Annotated in this window: 10 protein-coding genes; 2 read left to right on the top strand and 8 right to left on the bottom strand. The window is 64.0% G+C overall.

Features of this window, described 5'->3' with window-relative positions; all coding sequences use genetic code 11:
* Positions 1–124 precede the first annotated feature (124 nt).
* Both QRN51_RS21865 and QRN51_RS21860 read left to right on the top strand, forming a co-directional pair.
* The gene (locus QRN51_RS21865; protein ID WP_284991856.1) at positions 125–1,819 is read left to right on the top strand and encodes a formate--tetrahydrofolate ligase; all 1,695 of its coding nucleotides are present in this window, start codon (positions 125–127) and stop codon (positions 1,817–1,819) included.
* A 168-nt stretch (positions 1,820–1,987) separates the two neighbouring features.
* Positions 1,988–2,947 carry a DUF559 domain-containing protein gene (locus QRN51_RS21860; RefSeq protein ID WP_284991855.1) on the top strand — a complete coding sequence of 320 codons (960 nt, stop codon included), beginning with the start codon at positions 1,988–1,990 and terminating at the stop codon, positions 2,945–2,947.
* A gap of 147 nt (positions 2,948–3,094) precedes the next feature.
* Here QRN51_RS21860 and QRN51_RS21855 read toward each other — a convergent pair whose 3' ends face one another.
* The 8 genes from QRN51_RS21855 to glmS form a co-directional block, all read right to left on the bottom strand.
* Positions 3,095–4,180 carry an inositol-3-phosphate synthase gene (locus QRN51_RS21855; RefSeq protein WP_059387408.1) on the bottom strand — a complete coding sequence of 362 codons (1,086 nt, stop codon included), beginning with the start codon at positions 4,178–4,180 and terminating at the stop codon, positions 3,095–3,097.
* Positions 4,181–4,346: 166 nt separating this feature from the next.
* On the bottom strand, positions 4,347–5,384 hold the full coding sequence (gene mgrA / locus QRN51_RS21850; protein ID WP_284991854.1) for an L-glyceraldehyde 3-phosphate reductase: 1,038 nt from the start codon (positions 5,382–5,384) through the stop codon (positions 4,347–4,349).
* Positions 5,385–5,460: 76 nt separating this feature from the next.
* Positions 5,461–7,218, bottom strand: coding sequence for a malto-oligosyltrehalose trehalohydrolase (gene treZ / locus QRN51_RS21845; RefSeq protein ID WP_284991853.1), 1,758 nt, complete (start codon positions 7,216–7,218; stop codon positions 5,461–5,463).
* A 58-nt stretch (positions 7,219–7,276) separates the two neighbouring features.
* The gene (gene treY, locus QRN51_RS21840; protein WP_284991852.1) at positions 7,277–9,610 is read right to left on the bottom strand and encodes a malto-oligosyltrehalose synthase; all 2,334 of its coding nucleotides are present in this window, start codon (positions 9,608–9,610) and stop codon (positions 7,277–7,279) included.
* Entirely contained in the window at positions 9,607–11,967 is a 2,361-nt protein-coding gene (glgX, locus tag QRN51_RS21835; protein ID WP_284991851.1) for a glycogen debranching protein GlgX, read from the bottom strand. Before glgX ends, treY begins: the two co-directional genes overlap by 4 nt.
* A gap of 74 nt (positions 11,968–12,041) precedes the next feature.
* Positions 12,042–13,586: an NAD(P)H-hydrate epimerase gene (locus QRN51_RS21830; protein ID WP_284991850.1), complete on the bottom strand. Its 1,545-nt coding sequence runs from the start codon at positions 13,584–13,586 to the stop codon at positions 12,042–12,044.
* Between the two features lie 14 nt (positions 13,587–13,600).
* On the bottom strand, positions 13,601–13,948 hold the full coding sequence (locus QRN51_RS21825; protein ID WP_059387406.1) for a holo-ACP synthase: 348 nt from the start codon (positions 13,946–13,948) through the stop codon (positions 13,601–13,603).
* Positions 13,949–13,952: 4 nt separating this feature from the next.
* Positions 13,953–15,845 carry a glutamine--fructose-6-phosphate transaminase (isomerizing) gene (gene glmS, locus QRN51_RS21820; protein WP_284991849.1) on the bottom strand — a complete coding sequence of 631 codons (1,893 nt, stop codon included), beginning with the start codon at positions 15,843–15,845 and terminating at the stop codon, positions 13,953–13,955.
* Between the last annotated feature and the right edge of the window lie 116 nt (positions 15,846–15,961).

Genomic DNA, 15,961 nt, shown 5'->3' with positions numbered 1-15,961 from the left:
AATGAAGGCAATCCCGACGACGCCCGCTCACCAATGAAGGCAATCCCGACGACGCTCGCTCACGTATGCGGACACGACTGATAGATTGTCGCGCACAGTGTTCCGCACGGATTTGAGGACAAGGATGTCTGAAAACAAGATCTTGAGCGACCTTGAAATTGCCCAGAATGCGGCGATGCGTCCCATCGAGGAGATCGCGGAGCATGCCGGGATCAACGTCGACGCGTTGGAACTCTACGGCCGGTTCAAGGCGAAAATCGATCCGGCCAAGCTCCGTCTCCCGGATGCCAAACGAGCGGGCAAGGTAGTCCTCGTCTCCGCCATGTCCCCGACGCCGGCGGGTGAGGGAAAGTCCACAACCACGGTAGGCCTCGCCGATTCTTTGGCGCGGGCCGGTCACCGCGTGATGATCGCGCTACGCGAACCGTCCCTTGGACCGATCCTGGGCATGAAGGGAGGCGCGACCGGGGGCGGCTATTCCCAGGTTCTCCCCATGGACCAGATCAACCTGCATTTCACCGGCGACTTCCACGCGATCACCTCGGCAAATAATGCCCTGATGGCCCTCGTGGACAACCACATCTTCCAAGGCAACGAGCTCAACATTGATCCACGCCGCATGACCTTCAAACGGGTTCTCGATATGAACGACCGCTCGCTTCGCGAGATCATCATCGGCTTGGGCGGGCCCGCACAAGGAGTGCCGCGACAAGACGGATTCGACATAACCGTCGCCTCCGAAATCATGGCCGTCTTCTGCCTCGCGACGGACTTGGATGACCTCCGCGAGCGCCTCGGCCGGATCACTTTCGGATACAGCTATGACCGCCAGCCGGTGACCGTGGCCGATCTCGGCGTCCAGGGTGCCCTGACCATGCTGTTGAAGGACGCCATCAAACCGAATCTCGTGCAGACCATTGCGGGAACGCCGGCCCTGGTGCACGGTGGCCCGTTCGCCAACATCGCCCACGGCTGCAACTCGCTCATCGCCACACGGACGGCCCAACAACTCGCCGACATTGTGGTCACGGAAGCGGGATTCGGCGCCGACCTCGGTGCCGAAAAGTACATGGACATCAAGTCGCGCATCGCGGACGTGGCGCCGTCCGCCGTCGTCGTGGTCGCGACTATCAGGGCTCTCAAGATGCAGGGCGGCGTTCCGAAGGAGCTGCTCAAGGAGCCCAACGTCGAGGCGCTCGCTGCCGGCGTCGAGAACTTGAAACGGCACGTGCACAATGTCGAGAAGTTTGGCGTCACACCGGTTGTTGCAATCAACAAGTTCGCGACGGACACACGCGAAGAGCTCGAATGGCTGCTGGCTTGGTGCGCCCAGGAAGGAGTCCAGGCCGCGGTGGCGGATGTGTGGGGTCGCGGCGGAGGGGGCGACGGCGGTGACGAGCTCGCGGCGAAGGTCGCCGCGGCGGTGGCGGCAGCAACGCCGTCGGACTTCCGGCACTTGTACCCCCTTGGCCTGTCCGTTGAGGACAAGATCCGCACGATCGTGCAGGAAATCTATGGTGCCGACGGTGTGGAGTTTTCCGTCCCTGCGCTCAGGCGCCTCGCGGACATCCGGAGAAACGGCTGGAGCGGAATGCCCGTTTGCATGGCAAAGACGCAGTATTCATTCACTGACGATGCGTCCCAGTTGGGCGCCCCCAAGGGTTTCACGGTGCACGTGCGCGAGCTGATTCCCAAGACCGGGGCGGGCTTCATTGTCGCGCTGACGGGTGCTGTCATGACGATGCCGGGTTTACCTAAGGAGCCCGCCGCGATGCGAATGGACGTCGACGAGCACGGCAATCCGGTGGGTCTCTTCTGACCCTCGCTCAGCTATGGGCCGTATGTAAGAAACCCTCGCTCACCTATAGGGCACTTTCGCGGGACGCTCGCTCACCAGTGGCGCCGGAAGGCGGCCGGATCGTCGGCCGAATCCCGGGCCTGTGGATAACTTCTGCGGGCATCCGCCCCTTTACGGCACAATGCGGGTATGCAAAACGAGCTCGCCCTTCCCGCCGAACTGCTTTCAGGACCGTTCACGCTCACCCAGGCCCAAGCCCAAGGTGTCCCGCGCGGCCGTCTGCTTCGCGCCGACATCGAACGCGTCAGCCGTAGCCTCTACCGTCCGATCGGCTGGGACTTCGAACTTGAGTCCGCCGCACGTGCGTTGTCGGCTGCTACGCCGGGGGCCTGGATCTCGCACGTGACGGCAGCGCGCCTTCGCTCTTCCTGCCTTCCGCCGTGGCTTGCCGATTCTACGGAGCTGCACCTCAGCAAGCCCCGATCGTTGCCTGGAACCCGCCGCAAAGGCGTAATCGGGCACAGGGTGATCGCGGCCGAGAACGAGGTCGAATCGGTTGATGGAATACGGATCAGCACGCGCCCACGCACTTGGCTGGACATGGCCCGGCTGCTGCCTTTGAACGACCTCGTCTGTATGGGCGACGAGCTGATTCGAGTGCCCCGCCAGGCCCTGGAAGGACGGGACACGCCGTTCGCGACCCTTGAAGGACTGCGTGTTCTGGTGGAGCGCCATCCGAATTTGCAAGGCGTCGTCCGTGCCCGGCAGGCGCTCGAACTGATGCGCGTGGGCGCGGACTCGGCGCCGGAGTCCCTGCTTCGTTTGGCCATGCTGGACGCTGGAATCCCCGAACCCGAACTCCAGCTCAGCTTGCGAAGTGACGATCCGTTCTCGCCGTCGGCGGATTTGGGGTTCCGCCGACGGCGGGTCGCCATTCAGTACGACGGCGGCCATCACCTCGCGGAGGCCCAGACCCTCAGTGATCGACGCCGGAACAAAGCCTTCGAGGCAGCCGGATGGACCGTCCTCGTGTTCCGCAAGGACGATTTGGCAGATGGATTCGAGTCTGCCACCAAGAAGATCAAGAAGGCGCTCCGATCAGCGTGGGTCGATCCCGCCGTCGCATCCGGCTTTGCAAGCGCCGTGTAGCGAACGGGCGTTAAACGACGGACGCTCGCTCACCCGAAGGTGAGCGAGCGTCCGTCAAAAACCCGGCATAAGTGAGCGAGCGTCCGCCCAAAACCCGGCATAGGTGAGCGAGCGTCCGCCCAAAACCCGATATACGTGAGCGAGCGTTTAGCGCTCGACGTCGCCGCGGATGAAGGCCTCGACCTTTTCGCGGGCGATGTCATCGTTGAACTGCTCCGGCGGGGACTTCATGAAGTAGCTGGAAGCGGAGAGCAGCGGGCCACCGATGCCGCGGTCCAGGCCGATCTTGGCGGCGCGGATGGCGTCAATGATCACGCCAGCGGAGTTCGGGGAGTCCCAGACCTCGAGCTTGTATTCCAGCGACACCGGGGCGTCGCCGAAGTTGCGGCCTTCGAGTCGGACGAACGCCCACTTGCGGTCATCGAGCCAGGCGACGTAGTCGGACGGGCCGATGTGGACGTCGTCGGCGTGCAGGACGGCTTCGACGTTGGAAGTCACGGCCTGGGTCTTGGAGATCTTCTTGGATTCCAGGCGGTCGCGCTCCAGCATGTTCTTGAAGTCCATGTTGCCGCCGACGTTGAGCTGGTACGTGCGGTCCAGCGTGACGCCGCGGTCTTCGAAGAGCTTGGCCATGACGCGGTGCGTGATGGTGGCACCGATCTGGCTCTTGATGTCATCGCCGACGATCGGCACACCAGCGGCGGTGAACTTGTCGGCCCATTCCTTGGTGCCCGCGATGAAGACCGGCAAGGCGTTGACGAAGGCGACACCGGCGTCGATGGCGCACTGGGCGTAGAAGTGCGCAGCATCCTCGGAACCCACCGGCAGGTAGCAGACCATGACGTCGGCCTTGGCTTCGCGCAGTGCGGCGACGATGTCCACTGCCTCTTCCGGAGCCTCGACGATGGTCTCGCGGTAGTACTTGCCCAGGCCATCCAGGGTGTGGCCGCGCTGCACGGTCACGCCAGTGGAAGGGACATCGGCGATCTTGATGGTGTTGTTCTCGCTGGCGCCGATGGCGTCCGCGAGGTCGAGGCCGACCTTCTTGCTGTCGACGTCGAAGGCAGCGACGAACTGGACGTCGTTGACGTGGTACTTGCCGAACTCAACATGCATCAGACCCGGAATCGTGGCCTGGGGGTCGGCATCGCGATAGTAGTGGACACCTTGGACCAGCGAAGCGGCGCAGTTACCTACGCCGACAATGGCGACACGAATCGGATGTGAAGACACGGAACTCCTTTGAGAACTAACCTCAGGTGCCTAGCGCGTCAGTACCTGTATGTACGACGGCGTCTTAAAGGCACAGCGCCATTCGGCGCTCTTAGCATTGTAGCCAACCTGAACGGGGCCGGCTTTGTTCCCAGCCGGCCCCGCAAGTGTATTAAGTTTTTCGAATCTACTTCTGCGCCCACAGATTGATGTCGGACTCGACGGCGAACTCGTCAATCGCTGTCAGTTCCTCCGACGTGAAGTCGAGGTTGTTGATCGCAGACACGGTGTCCTCCAGCTGCGCCACACTTGACGCGCCCACCAGGGCAGAGGTCACCGGCGAACCCTTCGGCTGATCGCGCAGGATCCAAGCGATCGCCATTTGGGCGAGGGTCTGGCCGCGTCCTTCGGCGATGGCGTTCAAACCACGCACCCGGCTCAGCTTTTCCTCGGTCAGCGCCGATTCGGACAAGAACCGTTCCTTGGCGGCGCGGGAGTCCGCGGGGATTCCGTTCAGGTACCGGTTGGTGAGCATCCCCTGTGCCAGCGGGGAGAAGGCGATGGATCCCGCGCCAACCTGGTCAAGCGTTTCGTAAAGGTTGGGCGAACCGTTCTCGGTCCAGCGGTTCAGCATGGAATAGCTGGGCTGGTGGATGAGGAGCGGCGTGCCCATTTCCTTGAGAATCCGGGCTGCCTCCAGGGTCTGCTCCGGGGTGTAGGAGGAGATTCCGGCATAGAGCGCCTTGCCGGAGCGGACAGCGTGGTCCAGGGCGCCCATGGTTTCTTCCAGCGGGGTTTCCGGATCGGGACGGTGGCTGTAGAAGATGTCCACGTAGTCCAGTCCCATGCGCTGCAGCGACTGGTCAAGGCTGGAGAGCAGGTACTTGCGGGAGCCCCATTCTCCGTAGGGGCCGGGCCACATGTAGTAACCGGCCTTGGTCGAAATGACGAGTTCGTCGCGGTACGGCTTGAAGTCGTCCTTAAGGTGCCGGCCGAAGTTCGTTTCAGCCGATCCGTCCGGCGGACCGTAGTTGTTGGCAAGGTCGAAGTGGTTGACACCCAGATCGAAGGCCCGGCGCAGGATGGCGCGCTGCTCTTCGAAACGCTTGTCGTCGCCGAAGTTGTGCCACAGTCCCAGCGAGATCGCGGGAAGTTTGAGGCCGCTGCGTCCGACGCGGCGGTAGGGCATGGTTTCATAGCGGTTTTCCGCAGCCGAATAAGTCATACGTACCATCCTGCCACCGCCTTCGAGGCTCGAAGCGCGATGTCCGTCATGTGGGCACGCTCACTTAAGGGCGCAGTCACTCAAGGCGCACGACGGCGGCGCTCTCCCCCGGGAGGGTCAGCTCTCCGTTCCCGACGGCGGCCGCGGAGTCCGTGGCGAGCAAGACTTCACCGCCCATCGCCTTCGTCAGGGTCCGGTCCCCGAAGTTGCAAGCAACCCTCACGGCTCCCCTGCTGAGAACGAGCCATTTGTCCTCTTCGCTGAAGTCGACGTGGGTGTCGGTGAATCCACCGCCCGCAAGCTCCGGCGTCGAGCGCCTGAGGTTCGCAAGCGCCCGGTAGAGTTCCAGCAATCGGGCGTGATCGCCGTCGTGCGCTTCCTCCCACTTGAGCTTGGAGCGTTCGAAGGTCTCCGGGTCTTGGGGGTTCGGCACCAACGCGGGGTCCCAGCCCATCCGTTCGAATTCCTTGAGCCGGCCCTTTGCCGTGGCCTCTGCGAGCCATTCCTCGGGATGCGACGTGAAAAACTGCCAGGGCGTGGACGCGCCGAATTCTTCGCCCATGAAGAGCATCGGGGTGAATGGCGACGTCATGGTCAGCACGGCGGCCAACGCGAGCCTCCCGTACGACAGGCTGGAACTCAGGCGGTCACCGGCGGCGCGGTTGCCGATTTGATCGTGGTTCTGGTTGCAGACCACCAACGCGGCAGGATGAACCAGCCCCGGGCGGATGGGGCGGCCATGGTGCCTGCCGCGGAAACTTGAGTAGCTCCCGTCGTGGAAGAAACCGTGTTCAAGCACCTTTGCCAGTGCGCCCAAGGAATCGAAATCCGCGTAGTAGCCGGCAGTCTCGCCTGTGAGGTTGACGTGCACGGCGTGGTGGAAGTCGTCGCTCCACTGACCTTCCAGGCCGTAGCCATTGGTGTCCCGGCGGTAGATGAGGCGAGGGTTATTCAGGTCCGATTCCGCGATCAAGGTCTTGGGGACGCCAGTTTCGGCTTCGATCCCGTCCGCGAGGCTGGCGAGGTCTTCCAGGATATGGACGGCCCGCTCATCGCGGAGGGCGTGTACGGCGTCGAGGCGTAGCCCGTCCACGTGGAAGTCGCTCAACCACATAGCGGCATTGTCCAGGATGTATTGACGGACTTCGTCGGAACCGGGGCCGTCCAGATTCGCTGAGTCGCCCCAGGTGTTGCCTTCGCCGGACTTCAGGTAGGGGCCGAACTTCGGCAGGTAGTTCCCGCTGGGTCCCAGATGGTTGTAGACCACATCCTGGATCACGCCGAGTCCGGCAGCATGCGCGGCATCCACGAATCGCTGATAGGCCTCCGGTCCGCCGTAAGCCTCGTGGACGGCGAACCACAGCACGCCGTCGTAGCCCCAGTTGTGGGCGCCGTTGAACGCATTGACAGGCAGGAGCTCCACAAAGTCGATTCCAAGTTCAACGAGGTAATCCAGCTTTCCCACGGCTGCGTCCAGGGTGCCTTCCGGCGTGAAGGTTCCGAGGTGGAGCTCATAGATGACCGCGCCGCCGAGCCCGCGCCCCGCCCAATCCGTATCGTTCCAGGCATACGACGAGGCGTCGAAGGTGCGGGAAAGAGCGTGCACCCCGTCCGGCTGGCGCTGCGACCTGGGATCGGGAAAGGGACCCTCGCCGTTCACCAGATAGCCGTAGTCGGTCCCGGGCTCTCTTGGTACGTCCGCCGTCCACCAGCCCGCGGCGCCGTCGTCGTGCGACCGCATATCGTGGCGCTGCTCCTTCGCGAGCAGAGTGACAGATTCCGCAAACGGGGCCCATACATCGAACCGTTTCCCGGCGCTGGTCTTTTCGGCCATCGCTCCCCCTCAATCGTCTTGTCCGGGCTTCGTTTGCCCGCCGTTGTTGGTGCTCCGACTAGCCAATGGGTACGAGCAAGGCCACCGGGTATCTCTGCAGAAGCCTTGCGACGTGAACCTCGCCCGGAGGGTAGCTGTTGCCTGTCACTTCATCCCGGACCGCGCTCCCAAGACGAATGAAGGTGTCCTGCCACCCTCCGTTCCGCTCAAGCTTCCGCGGGAGCCTCGTGGCCAAAGTGATGGCACCGCCCCCGGTGGCAAGGGCGCCACGGTCGAACGCGATCAGATGTTCGGCCGCATGACCCTGGGCATCGACAGCGCTGTAACCGCCGAAAAGCTCCGGCCGGTCCCGGCGCAAGCGCAGTGCCCTGGATGTCACCAACAACTTGGCCAGCTCGTCCCGCGCTTCAGTCTGGACACCGGCGTCGAGGGCTGCGAGGGCGGCCTTCCGCCGTTCGAAGTCGACCGCGCGCCGGTTGTCCGGGTCGGTGAGTGAACGATCCCAGAACTCGGTCCCCTGGTAGACGTCCGGTACGCCCGGCATGGTCAGCTGGACCATCTTCGCCGACAGTGAGTTGGACGTCCCGTACGGGTCCACCAGGGCAACGAACTCTTCCAGGGCTGCCGTCAGCTCGGGCATATCGAAGGCGGCGTCGACGGCGGAGGCGAGCGTCGCTTCGAACGCTTCGTTCGGGTCGGTCCAGCTGGTGGAGTTGCCGGCTTCGCGGGCAGCCTTGAGGACGTAACCCTGGAGGCGTTCACGGCTGGCCGGCCACGCACCTGCGATGGCTTGCCATACGAGGGCTGCGAGTGGCCCGTCGGGAATCGGGGCCAGTTCCTGCATGCGGTCCACGAACGCTTCCCATTCGGGGACTGCCTCGGAGATCGCGGAGATCCTGGCGCGGGTGTCTTCGCTGCGCTTGGTGTCGTGCGTGGTGAGGGTGGTCATGGACAGCGGCAGCAGCGCCTGGCGACGTACCATCCGTTCGTGGAATCCGGGCGCGGACAAGGCGAATTCCGTCGGATCCGCTCCCACCTCAGTCAGCGTGCCAAGGCGTGTGTAGCGGAAAAACGCGGTGTCTTCCACGCCCTTGGCCATGACCATGCCGGAGGTCTGCTGGAAGCGGCGGCCCAGTTCATGGCTGGCCTCGAGCAGCAGCGGAAGCAGTGCCTTGATGACGGGTTCCAACTCCGGCCTGGTGCGGGCAGCCCGTTCGACGGCCTCCACCAAGGTGTCTTTGCCATACGGGAGGTAGCTCCGGTAGACGTGAAACGAAGCGATGATTTCAGCCAGCGCGTCAACCACCTCCGGGCTGGCTACCCCTGAATTGGGCAGCTCCGGAGAGTCCGGGACGAGCCGTGCGAGCCGCAGGATTTCCGAATGCAGGATGCCGTCCGTGATGCGCCGCTTGGTCCCGTGGATCATGGCTTGGTAATCGGCGGGCGAGCCGGTGCCCCGGAGCCTGGCATCCAAGGCGTCAAGGTGCACTTCGGCGTCGGGATCCACGAAAAGGCGGTCGACGTCAGCGAGGGCGTCGTACCCGGTGGTCCCCTCACAGTCGAAGTTCTCCGGAAGTTCCTCCCCTGGCTCCAGGATCTTCTCGACGAGCAGATAGGAGCCGGCCGTGGTTTCCTTCAGGCGCTCCAAGTACCCGGCCGGGTCCGCGAGCCCGTCCGGATGATCGATCCTCAGCCCGTCAACAAGCCCGCCCTGGAACCATCGGGCGATCTCCGCGTGGGCTTCATCGAAGACCCAAGGGATTTCGACGCGGATCCCGGCGAGAGTGTTTACCGCGAAGAAGCGGCGGTAATTCAGTTCGTCGTCGGCCCGGCGCCAACCGACCAGCTCGTAGTGCTGGCGCGCATGGACCTTGCTGGCGTTGTCACCTTCGGCATAGCTTCCTTCGGCCAGCGGGAAGCGGTGAGCGAAGTAGCGCAATTCGCCGTCGACCACTTCCAGCTTGTCAACGTCGTGATCGCTCCCTAGGACCGGAAGACGGAGCTTTCCGCCGCCGAAGTCCCAGTCGACGTCGAACGCTTCCGCGTAGCGGGAGTCCCTGCCCTCTTTGAGCAGGGACCACCACCAAGCATTTTGCGGGGGCGACGCGACTCCCATGTGATTGGGGACAATGTCTACCAACACCCCGAGGCCGGCTTCCCGAGCCGCCTTGGAGAGCGCCGCGAGCCCTTCGACGCCGCCGCGCGAAGCATCAACGGTGGAGGGGTCGGTGACGTCGTAACCGTGGTCCGAGCCCTCCTCCGCCGTCAGGATGGGCGACAGGTAAACCCAATCCACCCCGAGCTCGCGCAGATAACCCGTGAGGGCAGCAGCGTCCTGGAGCGTGAACGACGGCCTGATCTGGAGCCTGTACGTGGAGACGGGTGTCCTCATGATCCCCCGTTCTTGTGGGCGCGTGGCTTCCTGGGCTTCTTCGGTGCAGCGCCGGGCTTGTTTTCGGGGTCAGCCTTCGGCTCCGAAGCATGGTGCTTTTTCGGTTCAGGGGTTGCTTCCGGTACAACCTGGAGCTTCCGGGTGGACGGCGACGGTGTAGCCGGCGAAGTCAAGGAAGCCGTTTCGGTGGTGGCCGTCTGCGACAGCGCGGCGAGGGACGCGGCCACGGAATGGTCCGGGTCCGTGTCCGCGACGCTGTGTGCCCTCAGCACCACGAGTGATTTGGCCCCAACACCCAGGACCGCTTCTGCCTGCACGGGTTCGGTATCGGCGCCGCCGCCGGCGGTGTCGATGATGATGTCCCACGCGGGTGCGTATTCGTCCGAGGGCACCTTGAAACCGACTTCGTCGTCGTGGGCGTTGAAGTAGAGCAGGAAGTTGACGTCCGTGATGCGCCGGCCTTGGTTGTCCCGGCCGCGGATCCCGTCACCGTTGAGGAACACGCCCACGGAGCGGCCGAAGCCGCTGTCCCAGTCCGACGGCGTCATGGTGGTTCCGTCGACGTCAAGCCACACGATGTCCGGAAGCCGTTCGCCTTCTCCTCGCAGTACCGGGCGTCCGTCGAAGAAACGGCTGCGCCTGAAGGTTGGGTGCTTGGCGCGCAAGGCACTGACCGCTGCCGTGAACTCCACAAGCGGCTGGTCCACGCTGTCCCAGTTGATCCACGTCAGTTCGGAATCCTGGCAGTAGCCGTTGTTGTTGCCCCGCTGCGTCCGGCCAAGCTCGTCACCGTGCAGCAGCATTGGGACACCCTGGGACAAGAGCATGGAGGCGATGAAGTTCCGCTGCTGGCGGGCTCGAAGGCCAAGGACCTTCGGGTCCTCCGTGGGTCCTTCGACGCCGCAGTTCCAGGAACGGTTGTGGGATTCTCCGTCGTTGTTCCCCTCGCCGTTCGCCTCGTTGTGCTTCTCGTTGTAGGACACCAAGTCAGCCAGAGTGAATCCGTCGTGGGCCGTGACGAAGTTGATGGACGCCACCGGGCGCCGGCCGGAGTGCTCGTAAAGGTCCGCCGATCCGGTCAACCGAGAGGCGAACTCGCCCAAAGTGGAGGGCTCGCCGCGCCAGAAGTCGCGGACCGTGTCCCGGTACTTGCCGTTCCATTCCGTCCACTGCGGCGGGAAATTGCCCACCTGGTAACCGCCGGGACCGACGTCCCACGGCTCGGCGATCAGCTTGACCTGCGAAACCACGGGATCCTGCTGGATGAGTTCGAAGAAGGTGGACAGCTTGTCCACATCGTAGAACTCACGGGCCAGCGTGGATGCGAGGTCGAAGCGGAAACCGTCCACGTGCATTTCGGTGACCCAATAGCGCAGCGAATCCATGAGCAGCTGCAGCGAATGCGGACTGCGCACGTTCAGCGAATTGCCGGTGCCCGTGTAGTCCATGTAGTGCTTCTCGTCGCCCTCCATCAGACGGTAGTACGCGGAGTTGTCGATGCCCTTGAAAGACAGCGTGGGGCCGAGGTGGTTGCCTTCGGCTGTGTGGTTGTACACGACGTCGAGAATGACCTCGATGCCGGCCCGGTGGAGGGAACGGACCATGGCCTTGAAGTCCTGGACCTGCTGGCCGGTATCGCCCTTGGAACTGTAGCTGTTGTGCGGGGCAAAGAACCCGATCGTGTTGTAACCCCAGTAGTTGTTCAGTCCTTTGTCTTGCAGGATGCCATCGTTCGTGAACTGGTGCACCGGCATGAGCTCGATCGCCGTCACCCCGAGCTTTTGCAAGTGGGAAATCACCGCCGGATGGGCCACGCCGGCGTACGTGCCGCGCTGCTCCTCAGGAACCTCGGGGTGGAGCTGGGTCAGGCCCTTGACGTGCGCCTCGTAAATCACGGACCGGTGGTACGGGATCCGCGGGAGGTGGTCCCCGTCCCAGTCGAAGAACGGGTTGATGACTACGCCCATCATCATGTGGGGCGCGGAATCCTTGTCATTGCGGGAGTCCGGATCCCCCATGTTGTACGAGAAAAGCGCCGGGTCCCAGTCGATCTGCCGGTGGATGGCCTTGGCGTACGGGTCCAGGAGGAGCTTGTTGGGATTGAAGCGCTGCCCGTTGGCAGGGTCGTACGGACCGTGCACGCGGTAGCCATACTTCTGTCCGGGCTGGACGTGCGGAAGGTAGCAATGCCATACATAGCCGTCCACCTCGCTGACGGTGTAGGAAATCTCTTCCCCATCGTCGTCGAAGAGACACAACTCCACCTTTTCCGCCTTCTCGCTGAACAGCGCGAAGTTGGTTCCCGTGCCATCGAAGGTGGCCCCCAACGGGTATGCGGATCCTGGCCAAACGTCCATGTGTTCTCCTTCATGTGCCGGATAACTTTCTGCCAGCCTAGCGAGACTATGCGACTTTCACGGAACATCCGGGATCATCCGGCGCGATGTTCCCCGAGAAATCGGAAGACGTCGGGGACCGCCCGGGCGATGCCGGAAGCGGTCAACGGGCCGCCCCTGGAGGCCGCGCTACCAGCCATTCCGTGGATGCTCGCGCCGACGGCGGCTACCGCAGCCCAGCGCCCGTCAGGGGCGATTCCCAGTGCGGCGAAGGGTCCGTCGTCGTCGAGCCCGGATTCCGCGTACGCTGCAGCCAACGCGCCGACGATCCCGCCAAGGACGTCCCCGCTGCCTGCAGTTGACATCCACGGATTTCCGTCCGACTGGCTGAAGACCGTCCCGGAAGGCGAAGCAACCACTGTTGTGGCACCTTTGAGCAGCACGACGGCGCCCGTGTGTTCGGCCGCTAGCCGGGCGAAGTGCACGGTCCGCGATTCCACGTCTTCACGCGTGACACGCACTTCACCTCGGCCAAGAAGGGCCACGAGCTCACCGGCGTGCGGGGTGAGAATCCAGTTCGGCGGGCAGCGTTCCGGCAGGAGCTCGAGGGCTCCTGCGTCGACGACGGCGGGTTGGCCGGCACTGGACGCCGACGCCAGTACGTCACGGGCCCGCTGGAGTTGTTCGACACCGTCCAGGCCAGGACCGAGCAGCCACGCCTGGACCCGGCCGGGCTCGGCGGGCTCCCAGATGGCTTCGGGGGTCCGCGCCAGGACCTGCCGCGCGACCACTTCCGGGCCGAGGTACCGCACCATGCCCGTCCCGGCCGCCGACGCGGCCTGGACACAGAGCGCCGCAGCCCCGGTGTAGCGCCCGGAACCTGCCACGATGCCCAGGACTCCCCTGGTGTACTTCTGGGCCCGGCGCCCCGGGTCCGGAAGCACGGCGGCCAGGTCAGGGGCGGAGAAACGGCGCAGGGCAGGTGCCGGAAGATTTTCCTCGATGCCTATGGGTACCAGGATCACGCGGCCGGCGCTGCCCTCACCCGGATCGGCCATCAGCCCGGCTTTGATTCCCCCGAATGCCACGGTCAGCCGCGCCGTCAATACAGGCCAGTGGACCTCCCCTGTGTCGGCGTCCACGCCGCTGGGAGTATCGCAGGCCACCACCAGGTCGGGCCTGAGTTCTTCCAAGGCGGCAACCAATTCCGCGGCCGAACCGCGGAGGCCGCCCCGGGCACCAGTGCCCAGGATCGCGTCGATGACTACGTCGTCGCCGGCAATCAGCACGGCTAGTTCTTCGGCGTTGTCCTCATCCAAAACGTGAACGCGTCCACCGGCGGCGCGGAAGGCCGCGAGGGCGTCCGGATGGGCCGAACCGGCGGTGAGTACCGCCGTCGTGCGTATGCCGCGCCTCGCGAGCGTTGCCGCGGCGAAGAGGCCGTCCCCGCCGTTGTTCCCTTTGCCTGCCAGCACCGTGACGCTCGAGCCGTACAGGCGACGCCCCTCGGAACGTAGTTCCCGAACGACGGCGTTTGCCAGACCGTAGGCTGCGCGCTGCATGAGAACAGCGCCTTCGCCGGCATCAAGAAGCGGTTGTTCCGCTGCCCTGATCTGTGTTCCGGTGAAGGCGCTGATCATGGTTTCTTGCGCTGCTACGCTTCGGCGATGACCATGGCAGTGGCGATTCCGCCATCGTGGCTCATGGACACGTGCCAGCGCTTCACGCCTATGGAATCGGCAACTGCCAGGACGGTGCCCTTCACCTTGATGGTGGGGCCGTTCTGGTCCAGGCCGATCCAGCAGTCCTGCCAGTTCATGCCCGCGGGAGCTCCCAAGACCTTGGCCACGGCCTCCTTGGCCGCGAAGCGCGCGGCCAAGGACCGCGTGTTGAGCTCGCGTTCCGCGGGAACGAACAAACGGTCACGGAGGCCCGGGGTCCGCTCGAGTTGGCGCCCGAAGCGCTCTATGTCTACGACGTCTACGCCTATGCCAACAATCATGCCGTTATTCTACGGTCACGCTCTTGGCGAGGTTGCGCGGCTGGTCCACGTCGTACCCCTTGGCCTTGGCGAGCTCTGCGGCAAAAATCTGCAGCGGAACAGTGGTGAGAAGCGGCATCAGCAGGGTAGGTGTCTGGGGGACGTAGAAAACGTGCTCGGCGTAAGCCCGCACGGCTTCGTCGCCTTCCTCGGCGATCACCAGCGTGCGCGCACCGCGGGCGCGGATTTCCTGGATGTTGCTGACAACCTTCGCGTGGAGGGAATCGCGGCCCCGAGGCGAGGGAACCACCACAAAGACGGGCTGCCCTTCGTCGATCAGGGCGATCGGACCGTGCTTGAGCTCACCGGCAGCGAACCCTTCAGCGTGGATATACGCGATTTCCTTGAGCTTCAGCGCGCCCTCGAGTGCTACCGGGAAGCCCACATGGCGGCCCAGGAAGAGGACCGACTTCTCGTCCTTCATGCTGCGGGCGAGCTCGCGGAGGGGACCCGCGTTGTCGAGGATCTTCTGGATGTGGGCGGGAATCTTGCCAAGGTCCGCCAGGACGTCCTTGATCTGGCCGGAGAAGATGTTTCCGCGCAACTGGGCGAGGTAGAGGCCCAGGAGGTAGGCGGCGGTGATCTGGGCCAGGAACGCCTTGGTGGAAGCGACGGCGATCTCCGGACCGGCGTGGGTGTAGAGAACGGCGTCTGATTCACGCGGGATGGTGGATCCGTTGGTGTTGCAGATGGAGATCGTCTTGGCGCCCTGTTCGCGGGCGTAACGGACCGCCATCAGGGTGTCCATGGTCTCGCCGGACTGGCTGATGGACACCACAAGCGTGTTGGCGTCAACGATCGGGTCGCGGTAGCGGAATTCGTGCGCAAGCTCCACCTCGGTGGGGATGCGGCACCAGTTCTCGATGGCGTACTTGGCGACCATCCCGGCGTATGCGGCCGTGCCACAGGCCAGGACGATGATCTTGTTGACCTGCTTGAGCAACTCGGGGTCGATCCGGAGCTCGCTCAAAGTCAGCTGGCCGTTGATGTCCGAGCGGCCGAGGAGGGTTTGGGTGACCGCGTCGGGCTGGTCGTGGATTTCCTTCTCCATGAAGGAGCTGAAGCCGCCCTTTTCCGCAGAAGCCGGGTCCCAGTCAACGTGGTATTCCTTGCCCTGGGCGGGGGCGCCGAAGAAGTCCGTGATCTCCACGGTGTCGGCGGTGATGGTGACGATCTGGTCCTGGCCAAGCTCGACGGCGCGGCGCGTGTGGTCGATGAAACCGGAAACGTCGGAGCCAAGGAAGTTCTCGCCTTCCCCCAGTCCTACGACAAGGGGGGAATTGCGACGCGCGGCGACGACGACGTCGGGCCGTTCCGCGTGCACGGCGAGGAGCGTGAACGCGCCTTCGAGCCGCTGGCATGCGAGCTGCATCGCCTTGGTGAGCCTGCCGTTGGAGGAGTCGCCATTGAGTTGGTTGCGGAAAATATCGCCCAGCAGTGCTGCCGCCACCTCGGTGTCCGTCTCCGATTCGAAAGTGACACCCTTGGCGATGAGCTCCTGCTTGAGCTCGGCGAAGTTTTCGATGATTCCGTTGTGGATCATCGCCAGGCGTCCGCCATCGGCCAGATGCGGGTGGGCGTTCTGGTCGGTGGGTCCGCCGTGGGTGGCCCAACGGGTGTGGCCGATGCCGGTCAGCGAGTCCGGGAGCGGATTTCCCTCGAGCTCGTTCAGTAGATTGCTTAGTTTCCCGGACTTCTTCCGGGCTGTGATGGCTCCATCAGCCACCACTGCTACTCCGGCTGAATCATAGCCCCGGTATTCAAGCCTCCGGAGTCCTTCAAGTACGACGTCGAGGGCCGAGTGCCCGGCATCTGCCCGGCGGGATGAATTGCCAACGTAACCTACGATTCCACACATGCCTACAAGAGTAGCGGTTGCCCCGCGAAATGGACGTAGGATATCCGCGCCCGCAATCAGCCCAGGTCGCGGAATATGCAGGTTCATGCACCTTTTCCGGGAGAGCATGCTCACAC

Source organism: Arthrobacter sp. efr-133-TYG-120 (genome assembly GCF_030209785.1).
Classification (GTDB): Bacteria; Actinomycetota; Actinomycetes; order Actinomycetales; family Micrococcaceae; genus Arthrobacter.
Note: the sequence above shows the minus strand (reverse complement) of the source record. Positions and strands in the feature narration are given on the sequence as shown.

Excerpts from the sequence above, each read along its gene's own strand:
- QRN51_RS21865 (WP_284991856.1), top strand. The coding sequence starts at position 125 with ATGTCTGAAAACAAGATCTTGAGCGACCTTGAAATTGCCCAGAATGCG.
- QRN51_RS21860 (WP_284991855.1), top strand. The coding sequence starts at position 1,988 with ATGCAAAACGAGCTCGCCCTTCCCGCCGAACTGCTTTCAGGACCGTTC.
- mgrA (WP_284991854.1), bottom strand. The coding sequence starts at position 5,384 with ATGACTTATTCGGCTGCGGAAAACCGCTATGAAACCATGCCCTACCGC.
- treZ (WP_284991853.1), bottom strand. The coding sequence starts at position 7,218 with ATGGCCGAAAAGACCAGCGCCGGGAAACGGTTCGATGTATGGGCCCCG.
- treY (WP_284991852.1), bottom strand. The coding sequence starts at position 9,610 with ATGAGGACACCCGTCTCCACGTACAGGCTCCAGATCAGGCCGTCGTTC.
- glgX (WP_284991851.1), bottom strand. The coding sequence starts at position 11,967 with ATGGACGTTTGGCCAGGATCCGCATACCCGTTGGGGGCCACCTTCGAT.
- QRN51_RS21830 (WP_284991850.1), bottom strand. The coding sequence starts at position 13,586 with ATGATCAGCGCCTTCACCGGAACACAGATCAGGGCAGCGGAACAACCG.
- QRN51_RS21825 (WP_059387406.1), bottom strand. The coding sequence starts at position 13,948 with ATGATTGTTGGCATAGGCGTAGACGTCGTAGACATAGAGCGCTTCGGG.
- glmS (WP_284991849.1), bottom strand. The coding sequence starts at position 15,845 with ATGTGTGGAATCGTAGGTTACGTTGGCAATTCATCCCGCCGGGCAGAT.